The sequence below is a fragment of the Pseudoalteromonas sp. 2CM37A genome (assembly GCF_023161885.1).
GTDB classification, from domain to species: Bacteria; Pseudomonadota; Gammaproteobacteria; order Enterobacterales; family Alteromonadaceae; genus Pseudoalteromonas; species Pseudoalteromonas atlantica.
In genome coordinates, this window is record NZ_JALNTJ010000002.1 from 530,172 (window position 1) to 553,674 (window position 23,503).

General features: G+C 40.1%; 20 protein-coding genes. 15 read left to right on the top strand and 5 right to left on the bottom strand.

What is annotated here, in order from left to right; all coding sequences use genetic code 11:
- Positions 1-10 precede the first annotated feature (10 nt).
- From MTF68_RS06060 to MTF68_RS06115, 12 genes are all read left to right on the top strand, one after another.
- Positions 11-439, top strand: a complete 429-nt coding sequence (locus MTF68_RS06060) for an acyl-CoA thioesterase (RefSeq protein WP_248450276.1) — start codon at positions 11-13, stop codon at positions 437-439.
- Positions 429-1,013 carry a hypothetical protein gene (locus tag MTF68_RS06065; protein WP_248461991.1) on the top strand — a complete coding sequence of 195 codons (585 nt, stop codon included), beginning with the start codon at positions 429-431 and terminating at the stop codon, positions 1,011-1,013. The genes MTF68_RS06060 and MTF68_RS06065 overlap by 11 nt, the downstream gene beginning before the upstream one ends.
- Positions 982-3,318, top strand: coding sequence for an MMPL family transporter (locus tag MTF68_RS06070; RefSeq protein ID WP_248461992.1), 2,337 nt, complete (start codon positions 982-984; stop codon positions 3,316-3,318). Before MTF68_RS06065 ends, MTF68_RS06070 begins: the two co-directional genes overlap by 32 nt.
- Entirely contained in the window at positions 3,318-4,583 is a 1,266-nt protein-coding gene (locus MTF68_RS06075; RefSeq protein WP_248450271.1) for an NAD(P)/FAD-dependent oxidoreductase, read from the top strand. Before MTF68_RS06070 ends, MTF68_RS06075 begins: the two co-directional genes overlap by 1 nt.
- Before the next feature lie 77 nt (positions 4,584-4,660).
- Positions 4,661-5,149 (top strand): DUF3261 domain-containing protein, encoded by a 489-nt coding sequence (locus MTF68_RS06080; RefSeq protein ID WP_248461993.1) that lies wholly within the window; start codon positions 4,661-4,663, stop codon positions 5,147-5,149.
- A 1-nt stretch (position 5,150) separates the two neighbouring features.
- Positions 5,151-6,320: a beta-ketoacyl-[acyl-carrier-protein] synthase family protein gene (locus MTF68_RS06085; RefSeq protein ID WP_248461994.1), complete on the top strand. Its 1,170-nt coding sequence runs from the start codon at positions 5,151-5,153 to the stop codon at positions 6,318-6,320.
- A gap of 3 nt (positions 6,321-6,323) precedes the next feature.
- Complete coding sequence (locus MTF68_RS06090; protein WP_055019093.1) at positions 6,324-6,779, top strand: hypothetical protein; 456 nt, start codon at positions 6,324-6,326, stop codon at positions 6,777-6,779.
- On the top strand, positions 6,779-7,504 hold the full coding sequence (gene fabG, locus MTF68_RS06095; protein ID WP_248461995.1) for a 3-oxoacyl-ACP reductase FabG: 726 nt from the start codon (positions 6,779-6,781) through the stop codon (positions 7,502-7,504). Before MTF68_RS06090 ends, fabG begins: the two co-directional genes overlap by 1 nt.
- The gene (locus MTF68_RS06100) at positions 7,504-8,733 is read left to right on the top strand and encodes a beta-ketoacyl-ACP synthase (protein ID WP_248461996.1); all 1,230 of its coding nucleotides are present in this window, start codon (positions 7,504-7,506) and stop codon (positions 8,731-8,733) included. The genes fabG and MTF68_RS06100 overlap by 1 nt, the downstream gene beginning before the upstream one ends.
- A gap of 1 nt (position 8,734) precedes the next feature.
- Positions 8,735-9,538, top strand: coding sequence for a MipA/OmpV family protein (locus MTF68_RS06105; protein ID WP_082430525.1), 804 nt, complete (start codon positions 8,735-8,737; stop codon positions 9,536-9,538).
- A 1-nt stretch (position 9,539) separates the two neighbouring features.
- Positions 9,540-9,971, top strand: coding sequence for an excinuclease ABC subunit A (locus MTF68_RS06110; protein WP_096042945.1), 432 nt, complete (start codon positions 9,540-9,542; stop codon positions 9,969-9,971).
- 68 nt (positions 9,972-10,039) lie between these two features.
- Complete coding sequence (locus MTF68_RS06115; RefSeq protein ID WP_004586461.1) at positions 10,040-11,341, top strand: DEAD/DEAH box helicase; 1,302 nt, start codon at positions 10,040-10,042, stop codon at positions 11,339-11,341.
- 125 nt (positions 11,342-11,466) lie between these two features.
- On the opposite strand, the gene MTF68_RS06120 is transcribed toward MTF68_RS06115, so the two are convergent.
- Entirely contained in the window at positions 11,467-13,074 is a 1,608-nt protein-coding gene (locus MTF68_RS06120; protein ID WP_248461997.1) for an NAD(P)/FAD-dependent oxidoreductase, read from the bottom strand.
- A 191-nt stretch (positions 13,075-13,265) separates the two neighbouring features.
- Here MTF68_RS06120 and fdxA point away from each other — a divergent pair, with 191 nt between their 5' ends.
- The 3 genes from fdxA to MTF68_RS06135 all read left to right on the top strand — a co-directional run bounded on the left by fdxA (position 13,266) and on the right by MTF68_RS06135 (position 18,107).
- Positions 13,266-13,589 (top strand): ferredoxin FdxA, encoded by a 324-nt coding sequence (gene fdxA, locus MTF68_RS06125; protein ID WP_024031795.1) that lies wholly within the window; start codon positions 13,266-13,268, stop codon positions 13,587-13,589.
- Between the two features lie 140 nt (positions 13,590-13,729).
- The gene (locus MTF68_RS06130) at positions 13,730-15,976 is read left to right on the top strand and encodes a DUF5916 domain-containing protein (RefSeq protein ID WP_248461998.1); all 2,247 of its coding nucleotides are present in this window, start codon (positions 13,730-13,732) and stop codon (positions 15,974-15,976) included.
- A gap of 223 nt (positions 15,977-16,199) precedes the next feature.
- Entirely contained in the window at positions 16,200-18,107 is a 1,908-nt protein-coding gene (locus MTF68_RS06135) for a GGDEF domain-containing phosphodiesterase (protein WP_248443518.1), read from the top strand.
- 179 nt (positions 18,108-18,286) lie between these two features.
- Here the strand turns inward: MTF68_RS06135 and MTF68_RS06140 are convergent, their stop codons facing one another.
- From MTF68_RS06140 to betB, 4 genes are all read right to left on the bottom strand, one after another.
- A complete protein-coding gene (locus MTF68_RS06140; protein ID WP_248461999.1) occupies positions 18,287-18,988 on the bottom strand; it encodes a TorF family putative porin in 702 nt (233 codons plus the stop codon).
- Positions 18,989-18,997: 9 nt separating this feature from the next.
- Positions 18,998-20,215 (bottom strand): BCCT family transporter, encoded by a 1,218-nt coding sequence (locus MTF68_RS06145; protein WP_004586453.1) that lies wholly within the window; start codon positions 20,213-20,215, stop codon positions 18,998-19,000.
- A 146-nt stretch (positions 20,216-20,361) separates the two neighbouring features.
- Positions 20,362-22,029: a choline dehydrogenase gene (betA, locus tag MTF68_RS06150; protein ID WP_248462000.1), complete on the bottom strand. Its 1,668-nt coding sequence runs from the start codon at positions 22,027-22,029 to the stop codon at positions 20,362-20,364.
- Positions 22,030-22,039: 10 nt separating this feature from the next.
- Positions 22,040-23,503, bottom strand: coding sequence for a betaine-aldehyde dehydrogenase (betB, locus tag MTF68_RS06155; RefSeq protein WP_248443520.1), 1,464 nt, complete (start codon positions 23,501-23,503; stop codon positions 22,040-22,042).

The window sequence follows — 23,503 nt, forward strand, 5'->3', positions numbered from 1 at the left end:
AAGGTATAAGATGAAAAAATCCAACGCAATAGTAACTGCCCATGTTGACATGGTGGTGCCATTTTATGATTTAGATCCTATGCGCATTGTTTGGCATGGGAACTATGTTAAATACATAGAAGATGCTCGGTGCGTATTACTTGACAAAATTGGCTATAATTACAATGCGATGGAACACTCAGGTTATATGTGGCCGATTGTTGATATGCGTCTAAAGTATGTTGCATCGGCCGTGTTTGGTTCGCACATACGCATTCATGCGAGTTTGGTTGAGTACGAAACACGGCTCAAAATCGAATATAAAATTGAATGTTTAGACAGCCAGAAGGTGTTGACTAAAGCCCATACAATTCAAGTCGCCTTAGATTTACAAAACCAAGAATTACAGTTTGAATCTCCCGCTGTACTTATCGATAAAGTACGTACATATGTTGAGTAACATTTGCTGTACTATATGGCTAGTAGCGGTGTTATTCGTTTGCTTGGCAACTAACTGTTTTGCACAAAGTGATTTCAGTGAGTTTGAAGTTAAGCAAGGTAAAGGAGAGTTTAGCCAAGCAAAGCATTTCACCTTTTTAAAACGGGCCATTAAGTCACAAGGTGAGTTTGTTATTTTCGAGCGACAAGTTTATTGGCATACACTTTTGCCTGTAAAAAGTGAGCTACTGCTTTTAACTAGTGGAATTTATCGGCGTACTGATACTGACCAAGATTATCAAGTACTGACCCAAGATAAACAAATAAACCAGCTATTAGCTAACTTATTAAGTGGCCAGATCAAGAACTCTGATTGGCAAATAACCACTGAAGATCAAACTGGTTGTTACCAATTAGTGCCAACTTTAATTGAAGTAGCAAAGATGTTTAAGCAAGTAAAACTGTGCCGAGAAGGTGATAGCCAACGTGAGATAGTGATAACCGACCAACAGAATAATCATACCAATATTATTATGAAAATAACCACTAAGGAGCTTAGTCAAGGTGACATGGAAGCCATTAAGCTCACGCACTAAGCTCGTTGTATGGTGCATACAGTTTGCTGTTATATTAGCGGGTTTGACTTATTTATGGCTATTTAAGTCATTTACGATTGTTGCTGATCTCAATCAAATATTTAGCGTAGAACAAGATCCAGAAATACAACTCGTTATCGACCAATTAGAACAACAGCAATTACGTCAGCATCTTTTATTAGTGGGTCATCAAGATAAAGCCACGGCAATTAAGTATGCCCAGAGAGCGGCTAAGTCGTTAAATGAAATTACGGGTATTGCTGTCAATGTAAAGTTTGATGCTTTACCCAAACTTGACTCAATAGTGCGTGATTACCTTAATTATCCGCATGCTTTTATCAGTGAGCAATATCGATACTTGTTGCAAGCAAACGATAGTCAACGCTTATTCAATTACCAATTTAACCTCCTTAATGACGTGGCGTCGCCTTGGGTTGCAGCTACTTTGCAAAGCGACAAAACCTTAGCCCTAGCCGACTTTTTTAATCAACAACGATTACCTTCAGCGCAACTTAAAAACTATGATGGCTTTTTAATTGCGACTAAAAGCGAGGCTGTAGAGCAGGTTCGCTATTATGTACTCGTAAACTTTATGAGTAATGGCACGGGTTTAGATTTAAATGTTGCGAAAAAGATTGCAGCAAACGTCGCTTCTCTTAAACAGCAAGCATTAACACAAGATACAGGTGTGGATTACTTGGCCACTGGGGCTGCTTTTTTTACTGCGAGTGCAAGCTCCAGCGCCCAAAGTGAAATGGCCCTTTTTGGGGGGATTTCTGTACTCGCAACCTTGTTATTGATCATGGTTATCTACCGAAGTGTATTGAGTGTGTTCTGCACGTTATTCGTCGTTTTAGTCAGTATGATTTATGGCTACACTGCACTGCGATTATTGTTTTCTGAGGTCAATGTTTTAACGTTAGTGTTTGCAGTGACGTTAATTGGTATAGCAGCCGATTATAGTTTTCATGCCCTAAGTGAATTGCGTTTTTCTCAAGCTAAAATAGCAAACCCATTGCACAATATTCGTAGTTCATTGTTATTAGGTTTTCTGACAACTACTGCCGGATATTTAATACTGGTGTTTACGCCATTAATATTATTTAAACAAATTGCGGTCTTCACCATGGCAGGGCTGCTGGGGGCTTTATTATGTGTATTGCTACTCTACCCAAGTTTAATGCTATTAAAAGCTAAAAGCGCTATGCAGGTGCCGAACGTTATTACTGGATTGCATAACCTACAGCAAACGTGGCTTACTAATAAGCTGGCGATGCGTTGGCAAGTGCTATTCATCATAGTCGCATTATTTGGCTTAATGTTTTTAGATAATGATGATGATCCACGACATTTCTACAAAGTTCCTCATGATTTAATCACTCAGCAACAAACAATCAGCGATTTATTAGCAGCGCAATGGGACAGTTCATACCTGTTGATAGCCAGTGGCAGCGAGCAGCAGGTGCTTAGGCAGATGGAGCAACTTTTACCACAGCTTGAGCAATTACAAGCAAACAAAGAGATTGCAGCGTATTCCAGTATCAGCCAATGGCTACCGTCAATATCCATGCAAAAGAGTAATCAACAATTGCTAACTCGAGCAGTTAATCGCGGGGATTTTACACAGTTAAACTTAGTGCTCGGCTATGATTCATCAGATATTCTATTTGATGATTATCAACAGCTTGACTTTGCCACATGGCAAGATAGCCAAGTGGGACTTTTATTTACCAATCAATGGTTGCAATCGCTAGACCGTTATTACAGTGTGATTAAGTTAAAGAGGGTAAAAAATTCCAGCAGGCTTAAAACCTTAGCTAACAGTAATCCTAATGTTTTTTTTATTGATAAAGTAGCTGATGTAAGCAAGCAAATAAAGCAATTTAGACAGCAATTAGTTTTAATCTATGCATTTTCCTTAGCTGCGGCGATGATAATTTTTTGGCTGCGCTACGGGCTATTAAATGCTTTTATTGCAATGACACGCCCACTAATTGCAATACTAATTGCACTTATAGTAAGCACTTGGTTTTATGGAAGTTTGACCGTATTTAATTATGTTGCTGGGATCCTTATTTTAGCCCTAGGCCTAGATTATTGTATTTTTTATGCCGAACATGGCCTAAGTAAAAAAATAACACTAACCACCTTTGTATCAGCAGCAAGTTCATTATTTGTATTCGCAATATTAATCGTTAGTTCAACGCCTGCAGTTAGGCAATTTGGTTTTACAGTATTTATTGGTGTAACAGTGGTGTTTTTGCTCGCGCCACGCCTTGCTTTAGTATCAAAAAGGAATATTTAATGATATCAACAGATTATGATGTAACTATTATAGGGGCAGGCCCTTCGGGGACAGTCGCAGCGTGTTTGTTAATGCAACATGGTTTAAGTGTCTGCCTCATTGAGCGGGATGAATTCCCTCGCTTTTCAATTGGTGAAAGTTTATTACCGCAAACAATGGAATTCTTAGCTAAAGCCAATATGCTTGATGTACTGCTAGACAATGCTGATGAGCTTGGGTTTCAATTCAAAAATGGCGCCGCATTTTATCGTAATGGCCACCATACTAACTTTAATTTTGAAGAAAAATTCAGTGATGGGCCAAGTACAACATATCAGGTTAAACGAGCTGCGTTTGATAATTTATTAGCGCAAGAAGCAGTTAAACAAGGAGCTACAATCCTCTTTGGACAGCAGGTAACTGGCTTTAAAAGTGATGAAAAGACTACTTACACAAATATAATTGATTTAAAAACGAAAGAAGAAAGCATCATTTCTGCAAAATTTACCTTAGATGGCAGCGGGTTTGGCCGTGTACTTCCGCGCTTATTGGATTTAGAAGAGCCGAGTGTACTCACTCCTCGTAAGGCTGTATTTACACATTTTAAAGATAATATTGATAGCACACAGTTCGACCGCAATAAGATACTGATCACCGTTCACCCTATGATTCCAGATGTATGGTACTGGGTGATTCCTTTTAGTGATAGCACAGTTAGTGTAGGGGTTGTCGGTGAAACAGCACAAATCGAAAGACCAAATCAAACACTTGAACAAACACTCTCAGACTTTATTCGTGCTGATGACAATCTAAGTGCTTTATTGACAGATGCTAAAATTATTGCACCTGTTCGCACGATTGGTGGCTATTCAGCGAATGTAAAAACGTTACACGGTGATAAGTTCGCATTATTAGGTAATGCTGGTGAGTTTTTAGACCCCATATTTTCATCTGGTGTCACAATTGCGTTAAAATCTGCTGTTCAAGCGTCCGAGTTGGTGGTGAAACAGCTTCAAGGTGAAGCAATTGATTGGCAAGTTCAGTATGAAGAGCCACTAAGGGAAGGGATCGAAGTATTTAAATACTTTGTGAATTCATGGTACGACACGAGTTTGCAATCAGTGATCTTTTTTGCTGATGGTCAACCAGATGTAAAAGAGATGGTGTGCTCAATCTTAGCGGGGTACGCTTGGGATAAAAGTAACCCATTTGTAAAAAATACCAAGCGTGGATTAAAGATTTTAGAACAAATTTGCGAGCCAGATAATAATGATAGTGTTGCTTAATGGTGCTGCTGATGTTGAGATTATATAGAAAAACGCTGTTGCCATTATGTGTGCTATTTATAGCTGGATGTCAACAAATGGCAGCAAATCATATGGCAAGAGCAATGTTTAATTATATGCCAATCCCCACACCGTTGATTGAAAAAGGTTGGCTCGAAAGATTTCAGTTTTCCGGCATTGTTGATGAGTCAATATTGGTATCAACCGAGTTTTCAAAATTATCAATCACAGTTGTTGCTCTCACTTTTGAAGGGGTGCCGGTTACACAGCTGCAATTTGATACTCAAACTCATGAACTTACCACCGAGAATACGTTAGGTTTAGAGCTTGATGGAAAAAAAATTATTTACGATATGCAAAGTGCATTTTGGCCGTTGGGGATGCTTGAGCAAAACATGCGTAATGATAGTAAGGTGATTGAGTTTGATAACATGTTACTTCGAACACGGCAGTTTTACCGTAATGGCTTATTAGCTCGAGAAATCACGTATAATGGCGCTGTCACTCTACTGACAGAATTTGAACAAAATTATCGCTTAAAAATAGAAAGATTAGAAGAATATTAATATGCAACAACCGCTATATATTAGCCATTATGCTATGGTTAACCCATTAGGCTGTGACAATAAAACAATTAAACGTAACTTGTTAGCAGGAAATCAAGAAGGCATTGTTGTTAATAATGAACTACTTAATGAAGGTCCAATTTATGTTGGTGCTGTGCAAGCAGTGTTGCCTTCATTAGTACAATATCCTTGTGAGTTTCATAGCCGCAATAACCAATTAGCCGCTTTAGCACTAGAGCAGCTAATCAACCCAGTTAACGATTTAAAACAGAGATATGAACAACACCGAATTGCAGTAATTGTAGGCACTAGTACCTCAGGAATTGCGCAAGGTGAACAAGCCATGGCGCAATACTTAGAGCAAGGAAAGTTTGTCCATAATTATCATTACCAGCAGCAAGAGATGGACAATTTATCTCAATTTATTAGTTTGTATTTAGACGTAAAAGGACCCGCTATGACATTATCTACAGCTTGTTCTTCGAGTGCCAAAGCATTTGCCACAGCACAAGAGCTAATTGCAGCGGATCTTGCTGATGTTGCAATTGTCGGTGGCGTAGATAGCTTATGCGGTATGACAGTTAATGGGTTTGCCACATTGGCCTCAACTTCTACTGGCATTAGCAATCCTTCTAGTAAAAACCGTGATGGTATCAACTTAGGTGAGGCAGCGGCATTATGCATAGTTGAAAAACAAGGTACTGTCAAATTGCTCGGCGTAGGAGAGTCTAGCGATGCGCATCATATGTCAGCCCCACACCCACAAGGCGAAGGTGCAGTAACGGCTATGCGAGCCGCACTGACTCGAGCTGGCTATCAAGCAAGTGATGTTGATTATGTGAATTTGCATGGTACAGCTACCCCTAAAAATGATGAGATGGAAGCCATTGCAGTGGCTGAAGTGTTTGGTAATGGTACACCCTGTAGTTCTTCTAAAGGCATGATAGGGCATACGTTAGGTGCAGCAGGAGCAACTGAAATCGGCTTATGTTGGTTGTTACTTGGCGATGATGAGTTTGCCCCGCATATTTGGGATGGCGAAGCGGATCCAGCATTGCCGACAATTAATCTCGTGCCAGTAGGGGCGAAGAGCGAAACAAAAATTAAAACATGCCTGTCCAACTCATTTGCTTTTGGCGGCAATAACGTTAGTGTATTAATCGGATTATAAGAGATGTCTGTGTACCCAATTGAAACTATTTTACCTCATACTGCGCCCATGATTTTGATCGATAGTTTAGATAGCTATGATGAAACAGCTGGAATTTGCTCAGTCACAATTACACCCCAGAGTAACTTTTATAATGCAGATAGCCAAAGTGTCGCAAGCCATGTAGGTATTGAGTATATGGCGCAAGCCATCGCTGCTTACGCCAACGCTAACCAAGTTGATAATGGCGCAAAAGTCGAAATTGGCTTTTTAGTGAGTAGTCGTAAGTATAAGATGCACTGTAATCGTTTTGCTTTAAATAGCACATTAACGATCAGAGTAGAAAAATTATACAGCGAAGCAAATGGCTTAAGTGCTTTTGACTGTAGTATTAAGCAAGTGGATACCCTGTTAGTAGAAGCAAAAATTAATGTATTTCAACCTGAAAACCCAGAGCAATTTTTAGCGGAGCAAATGTAATGTCAAGACGAGTATTAGTGACTGGTTCAAGTAAAGGAATTGGTAAAGCAGTTGCTCTACAATTAGCTAAAGATGGGTTTAATATTAGCCTGCATTGCCGCTCAGGTCGTGAAGCAGCAGAGCAAGTTAAAGCTGAAATTGCTGCGTTAGGTGTAGATGTGGATATTTTACAATTTGATGTAGCTGATAGAACGAGTTCAAAAGCAATTTTAGATCAATACGTTGAAACCCATGGTGCTTTTTATGGCGTAGTTTGTAATGCTGGGATCACTGCAGACACTGCATTCCCTGCGATGACAGATGAAGAGTGGGATAGTGTAGTACACACCAACCTAGATGGTTTTTATAATGTGTTGCATCCACTTGTTATGCCGATGGTCAGAACGCGAAAGGGAGGACGCATTATTGCAATGTCGTCAGTGTCAGGAGTGGCAGGTAATCGCGGTCAGGTCAATTACAGTGCTTCAAAGGCAGGCGTTATTGGGGCATCTAAAGCACTTGCGGTTGAGCTTGCAAAGCGAAAAATTACTGTTAACTGTGTCGCTCCAGGTTTGATTGATACTGGAATGACCGACCATCTACCGATTTCTGAAATGACAAAAATGATCCCAGCTAATAGAATGGGTGATCCTGAAGAGGTAGCTGCGGCGGTCTCGTTTTTAATGTCTGATGGGGCTAGCTATATTACGCGTCAAGTGCTTCAAGTAAATGGTGGTATGGCGTAATGAAGCGAGTTGTAATAACGGGGATGTCATCGATTACTGCTTTAGGTGATAACTGGAGGGATTTTAAATCTGCGTTAATTCAGGGAAAAAATGCAGTCAAGCGTATGCCTGAGTGGGATTATATAGATGGATTAAATACTAAACTCGCAGCTCCTGTTATCGATTTTAATCGCCCATCTCATTACTCTCGTAAAAAAGTACGTTCAATGGGACGAGTATCATTGATGTCTACTTATGCTACTGAACGTGCGCTTGAGCAAGCGAAACTACTTGAACACCCAGCATTGACCGATGGTTCAACAGGTGTCTCATATGGTTCGTCAATTGGCTCAACGGCTCCTTTAGTCCCATTTGGTCGTATGATGGATACAGGCTCTATGAATGGAGTGACAGCAACTAGCTACATCCAAATGATGGCTCATACAGCCCCAGTAAATGTGGGTGTTTTTTTTGGTATTAAAGGTCGAGTCATTACCACAAGCTCTGCGTGTACTTCAGGTTCACAAGGGATAGGGTACGCCTTTGAGGCAATTAAGTTTGGTCGTCAAAAAATTATGGTAGCTGGAGGAGCTGAAGAGCTGTGTGTTACAGAGGCTGCGGTATTCGATACTTTGTATGCAACGAGTACACAAAATGATAATCCAGAGCTAACTCCCAAGCCATTTGATAAAAACCGTGATGGCTTAGTTATAGGAGAAGGTGCCGGTACGCTAATACTTGAAGAGTATGAACATGCTAAAGCTAGAGGGGCAAATATATTGGCTGAAGTTGTCGGTTTTGGCTGTAATTCTGATGGACAACATGTTACTCAACCTACATCAACGACGATGCAAGTTGCGATTGAAATGGCATTGCAAGATGCAAACTTATCGGCAGATCAAATTGGTTATGTTAATGCACATGGTACTTCAACAGATCGTGGTGACATTGCAGAAACACATGCAACCTTTAACGCGTTAGGTGCTAAACCAATTAGTTCACTAAAAAGTTATCTTGGTCATACTTTAGGTGCTTGTGGTGCGATAGAAGCGTGGGCTAGTATTAATATGATGACTGATAATTGGTTTGCCCCAACAATTAATTTGACAGAAGTAGACAATGAGTGTGCGCCTTTAGATTATATTACAGAACATGGCCGTGAAATAGATACCGATTATATAATGAGTAATAACTTTGCATTTGGTGGCATTAATACCTCATTGATTTTTAAACGCTTTAAAGGTGAGTAATATGCCTTGGTTAGTGTTATTTTTGTGTTTATTTAGCCCATTGAGTTTTGCTACATCTAAATTAGAAATAGGCGGTGGTGTGTTTGTGGCTGATATCCCCCACTATCTAGGATCAGATCAAAGTGAGCAATACATAATGCCTGTGCCTTATGTTCGTTATCAAAGTGATGAGTTAGATGTGGACCGCAATAGCTTTACTGGTTACTTATGGCATTTTGATAATGTACACCTAGATATATCTGCTGGAGTTAGTATAGCCGTTGACAGCGCAGATAACCAAGCTCGAGAAGGCATGGATGATTTAGATTGGGTGTTTGAACTTGGACCTTCGCTAAATTATTACTTTAAAGGTGATCCCCAAGCGGCAGAACAATTTTATATTGGCTTATTCACCCGTAAAGCTATGGCAACTGATTTTAGCTCAGTGACTAACGTCGGTTGGCGTTATGGGCCGAGCATCTACTATGAAAGCCCGGTGTTTATTGCCCCAACTTATGAAATTACCACTAGCGTAAGAGCAAATGCCAATTTTGCCGACGGTCGTTACTTAAATTATTATTATAGTATATCAGCATCAGATACGCATGATTCACGTTCAAAGTTTAATACTCAGTCGGGGTATTCTGGCGCCGATATTTCGCTGGGGCTTAATTTAGATAGTAAAAAATATTGGCTAGGTGGCTTTATTAAATATCACCACTTAGCCCAAAGCAAACAGCAACGTAGTCCCTTAGTGAAACACGATAGTAATATCTCGTTTGGTTTTGGAGTTGCATGGAAGTTCTATACAAAAGAAGGAATATAAAATGAAATTAATGACAAGTTTATTATTAGCTACATCTTTGTTAACAGTGAGTGCGGTTGAAGCACGTGATGATATAGGTAAATATCCTATTCAATCACTGCTAGAAACCAGTAAAGCCAAAAGTGCGCTATTAGATGTACCTCTTTACTTTGCTGATCAAAGCTACGGTAGTGAGAGCAGTAAATACGGTGAAGTGATCACTAATAAAAAAACTAACGCATTTAATAAAAGTGATCGTGAAGCGTGCGAGTGGGTCATGCTTAGTGCTTTAAAAGCACTACAAGAGCGTGCCATAAAAGAAGGCATGAACGCAGTTGTAAATATTCAATCATATTATAAAAAGCGTAAGTTTGTAAGTAGCACGGAATATGAATGCGGTGCTGGTACAATTATCGCTGGCGTTGCATTAAAAGGCACTTTAGTTAAGTTATAACTAACTGTTGACTCATTTTTGCTGTATAATTTGCGACCCTTGATAAATGTGGCCGCAGGTTATACAGCATGAATTTTAAATCTTTTAGTTTTTCCCCTGAACTTATTCAGGCGTTAGACGAACTTAATTACCACACCCTTACGCCCATTCAGCGTTCAGCTATTCCGGCTGTTCGTAAAGGTAAAGACGTTTTAGCAAGTGCCCAAACAGGCACAGGTAAAACGGCTGCGTTTGCTTTACCTATCATCCAAAAATTAACTGAATCTGAGCTAAGCACAAGCAATGCTCCGCACGCGTTAGTGCTTGCGCCAACTCGTGAGCTGGCAGAGCAAATAGCAAATAACTTTAAAGCCTATGCAAAACATACCGCTTTAAAAGTAGTGAGCCTATTTGGCGGTGTTAATACCGCAGGCCAAGCAAATGCACTTAAAGACGGCGTAGATGTTGTAGTTGCAACTCCAGGGCGTTTACTTGATCATATTCGTTTAGGTAATTTAAGCCTAGCAAGTGTTAAACACTTAGTACTTGATGAAGCCGACCGTATGCTTGATATGGGCTTTATTGAAGATATGCAAAGTGTTATTAAAAGTTGTGACGAGCAGCGCCAAATTTTACTTTTCTCAGCCACTTTTCCAGCGGCTATTAAGCAGTTTGCAGCAAAAGTATTAAAACAGCCTGAAATTGTTCGCGTAGATCAAACTAATAGTACTGCAAGTACGGTACAGCATGTTGTGTACCCAGTTGAAGAGCGCCGTAAACAAGAGCTGCTTTCTGAGCTGATTGGTAAAAAGAACTGGCAACAGGTACTTGTGTTTGTAAACATGAAAGAAACGGCGGATGAGCTGGTTAAAGAACTTAACCTTGATGGTATTCCTGCCACTGTATGTCATGGTGATAAATCGCAAGGTAACCGCCGACGCGCACTTCGTGAATTTAAAGAAGGCAAAGTACGTGTTTTAGTGGCTACCGAAGTTGCTGCGCGTGGTATTGATATTGAAGGCCTACCACGAGTAATTAATATTGATTTACCATGGCTTGCAGAAGATTACGTACATCGCATTGGCCGTACAGGTCGTGCTGGTAATCAAGGCCAAGCAATTTCGTTTGTAAGCCGCGAAGAAGAAAACACCTTGTTTGAAATAGAGTCGTTAATTGGCCAAAAAATCAAACGTGTTTACTTAGAGGGTTATGAAGTAAGTAGCCGTGAAGTACTTATTGATAAAATAGGTAAAAAACCAGCGCATTTACGTCGTAGCCGTACGAATAAGCCAACAGGCCAAGCAACAGGCGAAGCACGTGCGGTAAATCGCTCACGTATTTCAAATGTGCGTAAAAGCTTAAAAGGCGCCAAGCTTACCCTTAAAAAGTAAGCTTACAAAGTGTAACGCTTTTAAAAAACCTGAGGTTTACTCGGGTTTTTTTGTGCCTCAATTTAGCTCAAGGTTTAAACAAAAAACCTCACTAAGTGAGGTTTTTGATTAATAACTTAAAAGGGTTAAGCGTTTTCTAACATTGAGAGTGCAACGGCTTCAGCCGCTTTAATACCATCAATACCTGCAGATAAAATACCACCTGCGTAACCGGCGCCTTCACCCGCTGGGTATAAACCTTTAGTATTTATGCTTTGGAAGCTTTTATCGCGCTTGATACTAATCGGCGATGATGTACGGGTTTCTACCCCTGTTAATAAACCGTCGTTTGTAGAAAAACCACGAATTTGCTTATTAAAGGCTGGAATAGCTTCGCGTATTGCATCGATAGCAAACTGCGGAAGTACATTTGCTAAATCGGTGAGTTTTATTCCTGGTGTAAACGACGGTTGTACATCACCTAAATCGCCCGATGCTTTTCCTTTTAAAAAGTCGCCAATTAACTGTGCTGGTGCATCGTAGTTGCTACCGCCTAATGCATAGGCTTGCTCTTCTAGTTTACGTTGCAAATCAATGCCGGCAAGCGGGTGACCAGGGAAGTCTTTTTCAGGTGTAATACCTACTACAATGGCACTATTTGCATTGCGCTCACTCCGAGAGTATTGGCTCATACCGTTTGTTACTACGCGGCCTTCTTCAGAGGTGGCGGCTACAACAGTCCCGCCTGGGCACATACAAAAACTGTAAACCGTGCGGCCATTATCACAATGGTGAACGAGTTTATAATCAGCAGAGCCTAAAATGGGGTTACCCGCGTTAGGCCCAAAACGACACTCATCAATCATCGATTGCTTGTGCTCGATTCTAAAGCCCACAGAAAACGGTTTAGCTTCTACATAAATGCCTTTATCGTGAATCATTTTAAAGGTATCACGGGCGCTATGTCCCACAGCAAGTACTACATGGCGGGTATTTAGCTTTTCACCGTTTGAAAGCGTTAAGCCTGTTACTTGTCCATCATCTATATGAATGTCGTCTACGCGGGTGCTAAAGCGGATTTCACCACCAAGTTCAATAATACGTGCGCGCATTTTTTCAATCATGGTAACAAGTTTAAACGTACCAATGTGTGGCTTACTTACATATAAAATTTCATCTGGTGCGCCGGCTTCTACAAATTCGGTGATAACTTTACGCCCGTAATGTTTTGGATCTTTTACTTGGCTGTATAGTTTACCGTCTGAAAATGTACCTGCGCCACCCTCGCCAAACTGCACATTAGACTCTGTATTAAGGGTACGTTTACGCCAAAAGCCAAAGGTGTCTTTGGTACGTTCGCGTACTTCTTTACCGCGCTCTAAAATAATAGGGTTAAAACCCATTTGAGCCAGCACTAAGCCCGCAAATAATCCACACGGGCCAAAGCCAATTACTACAGGGCGCTCAGTAAGGTTAGCGGGGGCGTGGACAACAAATTTGTATGAGGTATCAGGGGCAGGTTTTACGTGCTGATCTTTAGCAAATGCGCTTAACAGCGCTTCTTCGTTATCTACTTCAATATCGAGGGTATAAATAAGTAAAATAGCCGTTTTTTTACGTGCATCGTACCCACGTTTAAACACATTGTAGCTGTGTAGCTGCGCTGGCTGTATTTTTAGTTTATCAACTATGGCTTGGCCTATAGCGTCTTCGTTATGATCAAGCGGCAGCTTTATTTCGGTTAAACGTATCATTGTTATCTCTTTTAGGTGTCTTAGCGGTAATAGTATCCGCTCACAATAAGAAGTGTAGGGCACGTAATGGCTATACATTAAGGGCGCATATATTACGTTAAATTGACCGCAGATGGCACATATTTATTGTGTTTTTAATGGGGTTGGGTATGATCGCGCTGTAGATAATTAATTACTAGGTTTAAACGATTATGGCGTTTGTGGTCACCGAAAACTGTATTAAGTGTAAATACACAGATTGTGTGGCGGTGTGCCCTGCAGATGCCTTTTACGAAGGCCCTAACTTTTTAGCAATAAGCCCTATTGATTGCATAGATTGTGGATTATGCGTACCAGAGTGCCCAGCTGAAGCAATTTACCAAGAAGACGAGCTGCCGGAAGACCAAAAAGAGTTTACCGAGCTTAATGCTGAGCTTGCATTGGTGTGGCCACGCATTGTTGAGGTAAAACCAGCGCCTAATGATGCCGATAGTTGGAATGGTGTGGCTAATAAGCTTAAATTAATTGAAACCTAGCTTTTAAATTAAGCCTTTAATATTAATTAGTTAAAAAAGCTATTGTTTTTAGTATCAAACTATTAACAAATGTACTGGCTTAAATTACACTGCATAAATAAGTTTACCTTTTAAGGGTAAACACGTCTAAATGGATGTTTATGCAGTACTTAATAATTATAAAAAAACAATGCAGTGCTTTATTCCCCTTTTTATTAGCACTTTTATTTTCTAACCACCTTTATGCCAGTGAAAAACAGCAGCATTCTCTTGTACATATAAATGCAGATATTACTGTAGATGGCGTACTTGATGAGCCCCACTGGCAAAATGCCACTTTAGTTCCTATAGCATTTCAAGATGAGCCTAACGAAAAGGGCGCCCCACCGGTTAAAACTGATGCTTACATGTATGAAAATGGCAGCCACTTATATGTTGCATTTGTAGCCGAAGATCCACAGCCGAGCGAAATAACAGCTTCTCTTCGCGACAGAGATACGCTTTGGCAAGATGATACGGTTATTTTAATTATTGACACTTTTAACGACGAGCGTTCAGCTTACGAATTTTATGTAAATCCATTGGGTGCGCAAGGTGATACGCGGATGAGTGACACCGATGGCTGGCAATCAGACCCGTCTTGGGATGCAATATGGGATAGCGCAGGGCAAATTACCGACCAAGGGTTTGTGGTTGAACTGCGTATACCTTTTAAAGCGCTAAGATTTCCTGAAAATAAAACAGATTTAACATGGGGCTTTGCCCTTATGCGAAATTACCAACGTGATGTACTGTATCAGCTTTCAAATATGGGGTTTGACCGAGATATAAAATGCAGTTTATGTCAGTTTGATAAATTAAATGGTTTTAAAAATATAAAAGCCAGTAAAAATCTGCAACTAACGCCTACACTTACGGCGCTCAGAAATGATTCAAAAGCTACCTTGCCAGGGCAGTGGGATAATGGCGATATAGACACCGAAGCTGGCCTTGATTTACGCTGGGGGGTTACACAAGATGCGGTAATTAATGCCACTATAAACCCAGATTTTTCGCAAATAGAAAGTGATGCGTTAGCCCTTGATGTAAATACCACGTACTCAATTTATTATGCAGAAAAACGACCATTTTTTTTAGATGGCGCATCCTACTTTAAAAGCAGTTTATTTGAACTATTGTATACCCGCACTATTGCAGAGCCTGAAGTAGGGGCGAAATTAACAGGTAAAACAGGGCAACATAGCTATGCATTTATGTATGCCGATGACAATAATAGCAATATTTTATTGCCTACAAATCAAGGCTCTGGTTTTGCAATTTTAGAGGATAAAACCCATGCAGCAGCAGCGCGTTATCAATACGATATTGGCCAACAAGGCACTATAGGGCTAAGTACGACTCACCGCGAAAGCGATGATTACTACAATACAGTACTTTCTGTCGATGGCAGCTATTGGTTTAATCAATCAGATCTACTGACCTACCAGGTAGCTACAACAGATTCTAAAAACTCTGATTTTTTAACAAGTAACTATAACTTATCTAAAACTCAATCTGATGAAGCGTACGCTATTGAGTTTACCCGTGATAAACGTGATTACAATTTGTTTGCCAGCTATGAAAACATAGGTAAAGACTATCGTACTGACTTAGGTTATCAAGAAAAAGTAGATTATGAGAACGTAGGCTTTGGGGGCGGGCAAACCTGGTATGCAGATGAGTCTGGCTTATTAACGTCATGGTCTTATGAGGCTGATTGGGATAAAACATGGGCGCAAAATGGCGACCTACTTGAAGAAGAATACCAAGGGTTTATAACATTAAAAGGGCAAAAGCAGTCTATTTTTGAAATTGGCTTACTGCATCGTTATGAAAACTATAATGATGCTTTTTATAACCAAAATATTGGCTTTGTTTATACGGGCTTTAAACCTAAAAATAATATATGGCTTTCATTTTATGGTGAGTATGGCAGCCGCATTGATTACGCCAATGAGCAAATTGGCGATTCGTATGCAACGCAAACGCAAGTTACGTGGGATATAAACGATCATTGGCAAGTAGACGCTACGCATAACTACAGCGTTTTAGATAACCCTCAAGGGGAGCGAGTTTATACTGCTAACTTATTAGATTTTAGGCTTTATTATAAATTTAGCATGCGCGCTATGCTCAAGCTTATATTGCAATTTGAAGACATTGATAGAAATAAAGACGCCTACTACTACCAAGTTAGCCACATTAATAAAGACTACGGCAGCCAATTAGTTTACTCGTACAAAATTAATGCTCAAACATTATTTTATTTAGGCTACTCAGATAAAAGCTATCAAGACGATTTTCTAAAACACGTTGAAAGAGATCAACGCACATTTTTTACAAAAGTGAGTTATGCATGGCAGCTATAAGTTGTTAGGCCAAAATATGTAACTTTAACAAAGTGGTTTATTTTTATTCATCACACTCTATAATTAGTTAATTATTAAGCATTAATTTATTCTTTTTGAGTACAGTTCTAAAAATTTTAATGAATAAGGACTGTGCTATGGCTTGCTTAGTACTAAAAACAGGCGATATAATCGTCTTTTAGTAACGGGTTTATAGGATAAGTAATTTAGATGGATTTTGTTGATGAATAAATTTAAACCCTTAGGCAGCATTTTTTTTGTATTTATCTTGTTTTGCTTTTGTTTAAACATCGAACTAACAAACCAGATTAACCGCATTAATTTATTCAATCCTGATATAGATTTGCGCCACTTTGATATTGTAGATACAACGCTCGAAATGGCGCCTTGGTATAACCCTATGCTCAATGGGCACTATTTAATACACCAGCCTTCTGCCGATTTTTTGTTAGTTAAAACTACCGACACGGAATTTATCGCTGCAAACGCAACAAAGCTTATTTTAATGACGTTAACGTCGCCAATAAACTTTATATTGGTGTGTATGGTATTGTTTGTTGGCTTTACAATTATTCGTAAAGAGCGTAAAAAAATCTCTTATCAGCATCAAATTGCACAGCTAAATAACAACGCTAATCAATTGCTTGTTGCCTTTAACCTACAACCCCAACACGACAACCCATCAGGGCTGGGCAATTTAAGCCAGTCAATAAACAATTTAAATACCCATGTTGCTAATTATTTAAAGCAAACACAAACAAGTATCTGCCAAGATAAGCTAACTTTGCTCATTGACCGCCATGCTTATATTGAGCATATAGATAGGCAAATAAATTTTACTGACGAAGAGCAGCTTAAATGCGCCTTATTGTTTATTGACCTAGATGGCTTTAAACAGGTAAATGACTCGTTTGGCCACAGCTTTGGTGATGAAATTTTGGTGCAGGTTGCTACGCGCCTAGCTAACGTATTACGCCATCATAAGTTAAGTAATATTAACGAGGCGAATCAGTTAGAGCAAAATTTATCACGTTTAGGCGGTGACGAATTTTCAATTTTTATTGAGTCAGTAGATACCGATAATAAAGTGGTCGATATTGCTAAGCACGTACTCAGTGAACTTGAAAAAGACTTTGTACTAGGTAATAAAATAATAAAAATTAGCGCCAGTATTGGTATAGCTGCCTACCCAGAGAGCGCATCAACACCACAAGCATTATTGCAATTGGCCGATGTGGCAATGTACCGTGCAAAAAGCGATGGTAAAGGCATTTTTAAAGTGTACTCCCCAGAGATGGGTAATAAAATGCGCCGCTATCACTATTTATTAGAAGAGTTGCGTTTAGCGGTTGCGTGTAAAGACTTTTACTTATCGTTTCAACCTATCGTGCATGTAGAAGATTGCATGATAGATTATTTTGAAGCGCTTACACGCTGGGATCATCCTATAGAAGGGATGATTTCACCGGCGGAGTTTATACCTATTGCCGAGGAGTCTAACCTTATTTTAGAGCTTGGCGATTGGATTATGCATGAGTCGTGTAGGCAAATGGCGGCATGGCATAATGCCGGTATGCGCAAAGTAAAAATTTCGGTTAATGTATCGGGTGTGCAATTAAAGCACCGCTCAGTGTACGATTGGATAATGAAAAACCTAAAAAACACAGGGCTGCCATCGCATTCTTTAATGCTAGAAATAACAGAGTCTACGTTTATTAAAGCCAGTAAAAGTATGATTGAAGAGCTTGAGCGGCTTCGTGCAGAAGGTGTGACAATTGCTATTGACGATTTTGGTACCGGCTTTAGTTCATTAAGTACATTGGCTGATTTGCCCATTGATGTAATAAAAATAGATCGCTCGTTTATCTCTCAAGCCGATAAAAGTCCAAAGTACAATGATATCCTTAATACTATTAGCGAATTAGGTCAAAAGTTAGGACTTAAAATAGTGGCTGAAGGCGTAGAAGAAATTGAGCAGTTTGAACTTGTAAAACGCATGGGTGTAAGCTCTGTACAAGGTTATTTGGTTAGTCGCCCAGAATCCTCTATCAATGTGGGTAACAAAGTTTTACGTAAAAATACCGCTAACTTATCTGCAGCGGGAACCAGCGCGTGGGAAATAGAAAGTTAGAGCCTGTATATTATTATAAGTAATTTAATAGCTTATGTAGGGTTTTAGGCTAAGGCTATGGTATTAAATTGCCCCTAAATAAAACTAAGTTCTTTAGGGCTACAGTCCTAAAATTTAGTAAAAAAAATGCCACTTTTAAAAGTGGCATTTTTGTTTGTAGAATCTAACAACTACAATTTTTATAAATCGAATGTGCGTGATATAGCAAGTACTATACGCTCATCAGCGTAATCGTAATCTAGGCTTGTGTCTTCAGCAGCAATCTCAATGCCAAAGCCTTCGTAGCTAGTTTGGTACGCTAGGCGGTAATGTTTGTATGATTTCTTTTGGTTTACATCCCATGCCCATTTTTCGCCATCAAGCGAATTAGAAATATCAAAGCTTGCACGAATGGCATGATTTGGGGCAATTTCAAAGGTGTGGGCAATCATAGAAATAACATGGCCAGCGCCTGTACCAAAGTAATCCCAGCTATACCAAAAGTTTAGCTCTGTTTGACCATACTCACTTGCATAGCCAAATTTTGTGTAGGCTTCGGCGTAGTTACCATCGCTGTTATTACCTTGGTATGTGTAATAAGCAATACCGTAATCAGCGCTAACCTTGTCAGTTAATTGCACGTATTTACCTAAGTAGGCATCAAGTTCAAAATCAGTGTCATCACCAAAATCTACATTAGATGCCCATGCACCTGCATACACACCGCTGTCGAACGCGTAATCAAGGCTTGCTTGAATTGCAGGGTCGTTATCAGTTTGTGTTACACCGTTAAAAGTATAGTCAGATGCTGCTGTAATGGTTGTTGACCAGTTAGCTGACACCGTAGTTGATAAAAGTGCGAAAGGTAGCGCTACTGCTAGTTGTTTTAGTTTGTTATTCATTGTTGATCCCTAATGTACAGTTTCTATTTTTGTGTAATCTATTTTATTTGCTTTTGGCGAACTGTCTATATTGTTAACCGTTTTAAATTTGCTGTAGCCAATAAACGCAGCACAACCAAAAAACAGTGCAATTACTAACGCGCCAACCCATTGAATTTGTAAAAACTCAAGCTTAAACAATAGGGTTAGTAACGAAAGGGCAACAATATTGAGTATCATATAGTTCATTTTACCTAAACGTTTAACCGTTAAGTTAAGGTTATCTGTGTATAAGCGTATTAATGAATCAAGCGAATTAATAACAAACACTATCCCAACAAATACCATGGCAAAGTTTTTAATACCCGCTGTTGAAATACCCATTTCGTGGTAGTGATAAAGTACGCTAAACCAAATCGCAATCGGAATAGATGGAAATATCAACATTGCACCTAATACTTGGTATGTTTTAAGGCCGCCTACAAAACGAGACGTAAATTGGCCAATCATAATGCTCCACGCAAACCACCAAAATAGATAAAATTCATGGTAGTCATTAAGCGGTAAAACAAACTGATTTATATTGGCAAAGTAAGTACCAATTTCAGCAAGGTTATTGGTAAATGCCGACATTTCGCTATCACCAACGACAAAGGCACCAGCCCACATAAAGGCAATTAATGCGATAAATAACCACGTTGTAGAAATACTTAAAAAGCGCACGTATTTAATATCTGTACTTGAGTACACAGCAAAGCAAATAGCTGCAAATACAATAAAGTAGAAGGTAGGTATAACGCTCGAACCATCGCCTAGTTCTGGTAAGTACCACGGCAAGTTAGAAAGCAGTAGGTAAGCTGTAAAGGCACATGTGCCAATAATAACTACGTTATTAATGAACTTAACCCATGAAATTTCGAAAAATTTAACTTTGGGCTCTATTACACAGAAATAAAAGCACGTAAGAAAGTAAAATCCCCAGATCAAGAATCCCCAATAGCCAAACTCAATAGCCAGTGGGTTTGCAAACGCGTATTCTGGGCTTGCTTTTATGTCTGCATAACCTGCAAATTCGGTTAATGGAAACATGATTAGGCCAACGTCTAGGCCTGAGGTAAATAAGATTGCGATAAAGGTAAACGTTCTCACTGGTGTTACGCCTACTACGCGTACGTTACCCCATTTAAATAAAATAGTAATAACAGCAAGTAGCGTAAATATAATGCCAGCACTAAGCCATATAGTCATTATCGCCCTCCCAAAATGAATAAAAGTAACTCATAAGTTCTCCGTTTTTGTTTTATTACTTGCACAAACACCGCGTAACCAATTTACGCCGTGAGCCACTGCAAGTTGAACGTGCCCTACATAGTGTTAGGCACGTTATGGCTTAATTAAATCTCGCTATTACGTTGCGTTGTTTGCCAGTTACTGCTCATGGCAACGTTTACCGATGCCTGTGTAAGTGGGGTTTTACCTAAAATTAGATCAGCTGCTTTTTCTGCAACCATAATTGTAGGGGCATTTAAGTTACCATTTGGCACCGTTGGGAAGATTGACGAGTCAACAACACGCAGCCCTTCAATACCGTGAACTTGGGTATTAGAATTAACCACGGCCATATCATCTTCGCCCATTTTGCAAGAACAAGACGGGTGATAGGCACTTTCTACTGCTTGGCGTACAAAGGCATCTATTTCTTCGTCGGTTTGAATGTGCTTCCCTGGTTGAATTTCTTCATCGCGGTAGTCATCAAATGCGCTTTGTTCAATAATGTCGCGAGTTAGGCGCACACACGCTCTAAAGCCTTCAATATCGTCTTTATGCTGCAAGTAGTTAAATAAAATTTTCGGCGGTTGCTCAGGATTAGCTGATTGAATAGTGACACTACCACGGCTTTTAGGTTTGTTATGACCTACATGCACCTGAAAACCATGACCCGCAAATGCACTGCGCCCATCGTAGCGCATCGCCGCTGGCAAAAAGTGGTACTGAATATCTGGCCATTCAACGTCTGGTTTTGAGCGAATAAACGCACACGACTCAAAGTGGTTTGTTGCACCTAAGCCTTTTCGGGTCAGCAGCCATTTAGCGCCAATTAAGCCTTTTGAAATAAGACCTAATTTACCGTTTAAGGTAATAGGTTGTTTACACTTATACTGAAAGTAAAACTCAAGGTGATCTTGTAAGTTTTGACCAACGCCTGGTAAGTGATGCTTTACCTCAACACCGGCTTCTTCAAGTATGGCTTTATCGCCAATACCCGAAAGCTGTAAAATATGGGGTGAGCCAATTGGACCTGCACTTAATACAACGTCTTTAGTCGAATGCGCCGTTTTAAGAGTGCCATTTACTGTGTACTCAATGCCTGTGGCTTTTTTGCCTTCTAAAATCACTTTTTGTGCTAAAGCACCTGTAATAACTGTTAGGTTACTGCGTGATTTTACTGGGTCTAAATACTCGCGCGAGGCCGAACTGCGCACACCGTCTTTAACTGTCATGTGCATCGGGCCAAAGCCTTCTTGCTGAGCTGCGTTGTAGTCGTCTGTGTGTGCATACCCTGCTTCTACACCTGCTTTAATAAAGGTGGTGTAAAGCGGGTTTTGCATTTCGTTACCGTTATTAACGCCAAGCGGGCCTGTGCCACCACGGTGCGCATTTTCACCTAAATAAAAGCTTTCTGCTTTTTTAAAGTAAGGTAAGCACGACTGATAATCCCAGCCGATAGCACCGTGTTGCTGCCACTCGTCAAAATCTTTCGCGTGGCCGCGAACATATACCATGCCATTAATTGATGACGAACCGCCTAACACTTTACCGCGTGGGCAGTGCATTTCTCGGTTATCTAAATACGGCTCTGGCTGAGTGTGAAATTGCCATGCGTATTTATCTGTATTCATAGGAATAGAGAGCGCAGTTGGCATTTTTATAAATATACTTTTATCGCTACCACCGGTTTCTAGCAATAGCACTTTATTGTTTGTATCTTCAGATAAGCGATTTGCAAGTACACAACCTGCAGAACCGGCGCCAACAATAATATAGTCGTAAGTGTTACTCATAGTTGCCACCTTAAAACGGGCTTTCTATGTCGGCCATGCCGACATAAATAGACTTAGTTTGCGTGTAATGATCAAGCGTTTCTATGCCATTTTCACGGCCAATACCTGATTGCTTGTAACCACCAACAGGCATTTCAGCAGGTGAATTACCGTAAGCATTAATCCAACAAATACCGGCTTCTAATTGGTGAATAACACGGTGCGCACGTTTAATATCGCTAGTAAATACGCCTGCAGCTAAGCCAAGGTGTGTACCATTTGCACGGGCGATAACATCGTCTTCGTCTTCAAAAACAAGCACGCTCATAACTGGGCCAAAAATTTCTTCTTTAACAATAGTCATGTCATCGTTGCAATCGGTAAATACCGTAGGTGCTACAAAGTAGCCATTAGGCGCGGATTCAGGAGAAAGAGTTGTACCGCCAGTAAGTAGTGTTGCACCTTCGGCTAAGCCACTTTCTATGTAGCTCATTACCAATTCTTGATGCTTTTTAGAAATTAATGCACCAAAGTTAGTATTTAAATCTTGTGGGTCGCCGGCAATAATATTTTGTTCAGTACGTGTTTTAAGCTCATCAATAAATTGTTGATATACATTTTTATGAACATAAATACGGGTACAGTTAGTACAAATTTCGCCTTGCGTATAAAAGTTACCTAGCATGGCAGCACTGACTGCTTGCTCAATATTGGCATCTTCAAACACTAATAAAGGTGATTTACCACCTAATTCCATTGTTACGTCTTTTAATGTACCGGCAGCGCTTGCCACTACTTTTTTACCTGTGCCTACTTCACCAGTAAACGACACTTTGTCTATTTCACTGTGAGAGGTTAACCACTGACCTACATCACCTGCACCTTGCACAACGTTAAATACGCCGGCAGGTACGCCTGCTTCAACAAAAACTTCAGCAAGTTTAATAGCACCTAAAGGGGTTTCTTCAGAAGGTTTAAAAATAAACGCATTACCTGCGGCAAGGGCCGGGCCCGATTTCCAACATGCAATTTGCAGCGGGTAGTTCCACGCACCAATACCGGCACAAATGCCTAGTGGCTCTTTGCGGGTATAGTAAAAGTCTTCGCCAACCATTTGCTGCTGGCCAACTTGCGCTGGTGCTAGGCCTGCAAAGTATTCAATTACATCTGCGCCTGTTTCTATATCAACGCAGTTAGCTTCTTGCATTGGTTTACCTGTATCAAGCACTTCAACTAAGGCAAGCTCATCATTACGCTCACGTAATAAAGCAACCGCTTTTAATAAAATACGGCTACGTTCTATTGGGCTCATTTTTGACCATTGAGCAAAGCCTTGTTTTGCACTTTCGATAGCCGCGTTTTGAATAAATTCGTCGGCAACTTCTACCGAGTAAATAACTTCATCTGTGGCTGGGTTTTTTACATCAAAAGTTTCACCACTTTGGTTTGCAAGGAAGTGGCCGTTTATAAAGTTTTGATAGACAGGTGTAGTCAC

Bases quoted from the DNA above. Each gene is read 5' to 3' on its own strand.
- MTF68_RS06075 (WP_248450271.1), top strand. From the start codon at position 3,318: ATGATATCAACAGATTATGATGTAACTATTATAGGGGCAGGCCCTTCG.
- betA (WP_248462000.1), bottom strand. From the start codon at position 22,029: ATGAGTAACACTTACGACTATATTATTGTTGGCGCCGGTTCTGCAGGT.
- fabG (WP_248461995.1), top strand. From the start codon at position 6,779: ATGTCAAGACGAGTATTAGTGACTGGTTCAAGTAAAGGAATTGGTAAA.
- MTF68_RS06100 (WP_248461996.1), top strand. From the start codon at position 7,504: ATGAAGCGAGTTGTAATAACGGGGATGTCATCGATTACTGCTTTAGGT.
- MTF68_RS06065 (WP_248461991.1), top strand. From the start codon at position 429: ATGTTGAGTAACATTTGCTGTACTATATGGCTAGTAGCGGTGTTATTC.
- MTF68_RS06080 (WP_248461993.1), top strand. From the start codon at position 4,661: ATGGCAGCAAATCATATGGCAAGAGCAATGTTTAATTATATGCCAATC.
- MTF68_RS06130 (WP_248461998.1), top strand. From the start codon at position 13,730: ATGCAGTACTTAATAATTATAAAAAAACAATGCAGTGCTTTATTCCCC.
- MTF68_RS06115 (WP_004586461.1), top strand. From the start codon at position 10,040: ATGAATTTTAAATCTTTTAGTTTTTCCCCTGAACTTATTCAGGCGTTA.
- MTF68_RS06135 (WP_248443518.1), top strand. From the start codon at position 16,200: ATGAATAAATTTAAACCCTTAGGCAGCATTTTTTTTGTATTTATCTTG.
- MTF68_RS06110 (WP_096042945.1), top strand. From the start codon at position 9,540: ATGAAATTAATGACAAGTTTATTATTAGCTACATCTTTGTTAACAGTG.
- MTF68_RS06090 (WP_055019093.1), top strand. From the start codon at position 6,324: ATGTCTGTGTACCCAATTGAAACTATTTTACCTCATACTGCGCCCATG.
- MTF68_RS06120 (WP_248461997.1), bottom strand. From the start codon at position 13,074: ATGATACGTTTAACCGAAATAAAGCTGCCGCTTGATCATAACGAAGAC.
- fdxA (WP_024031795.1), top strand. From the start codon at position 13,266: ATGGCGTTTGTGGTCACCGAAAACTGTATTAAGTGTAAATACACAGAT.
- MTF68_RS06145 (WP_004586453.1), bottom strand. From the start codon at position 20,215: ATGACTATATGGCTTAGTGCTGGCATTATATTTACGCTACTTGCTGTT.
- MTF68_RS06105 (WP_082430525.1), top strand. From the start codon at position 8,735: ATGCCTTGGTTAGTGTTATTTTTGTGTTTATTTAGCCCATTGAGTTTT.
- MTF68_RS06060 (WP_248450276.1), top strand. From the start codon at position 11: ATGAAAAAATCCAACGCAATAGTAACTGCCCATGTTGACATGGTGGTG.
- MTF68_RS06085 (WP_248461994.1), top strand. From the start codon at position 5,151: ATGCAACAACCGCTATATATTAGCCATTATGCTATGGTTAACCCATTA.
- MTF68_RS06140 (WP_248461999.1), bottom strand. From the start codon at position 18,988: ATGAATAACAAACTAAAACAACTAGCAGTAGCGCTACCTTTCGCACTT.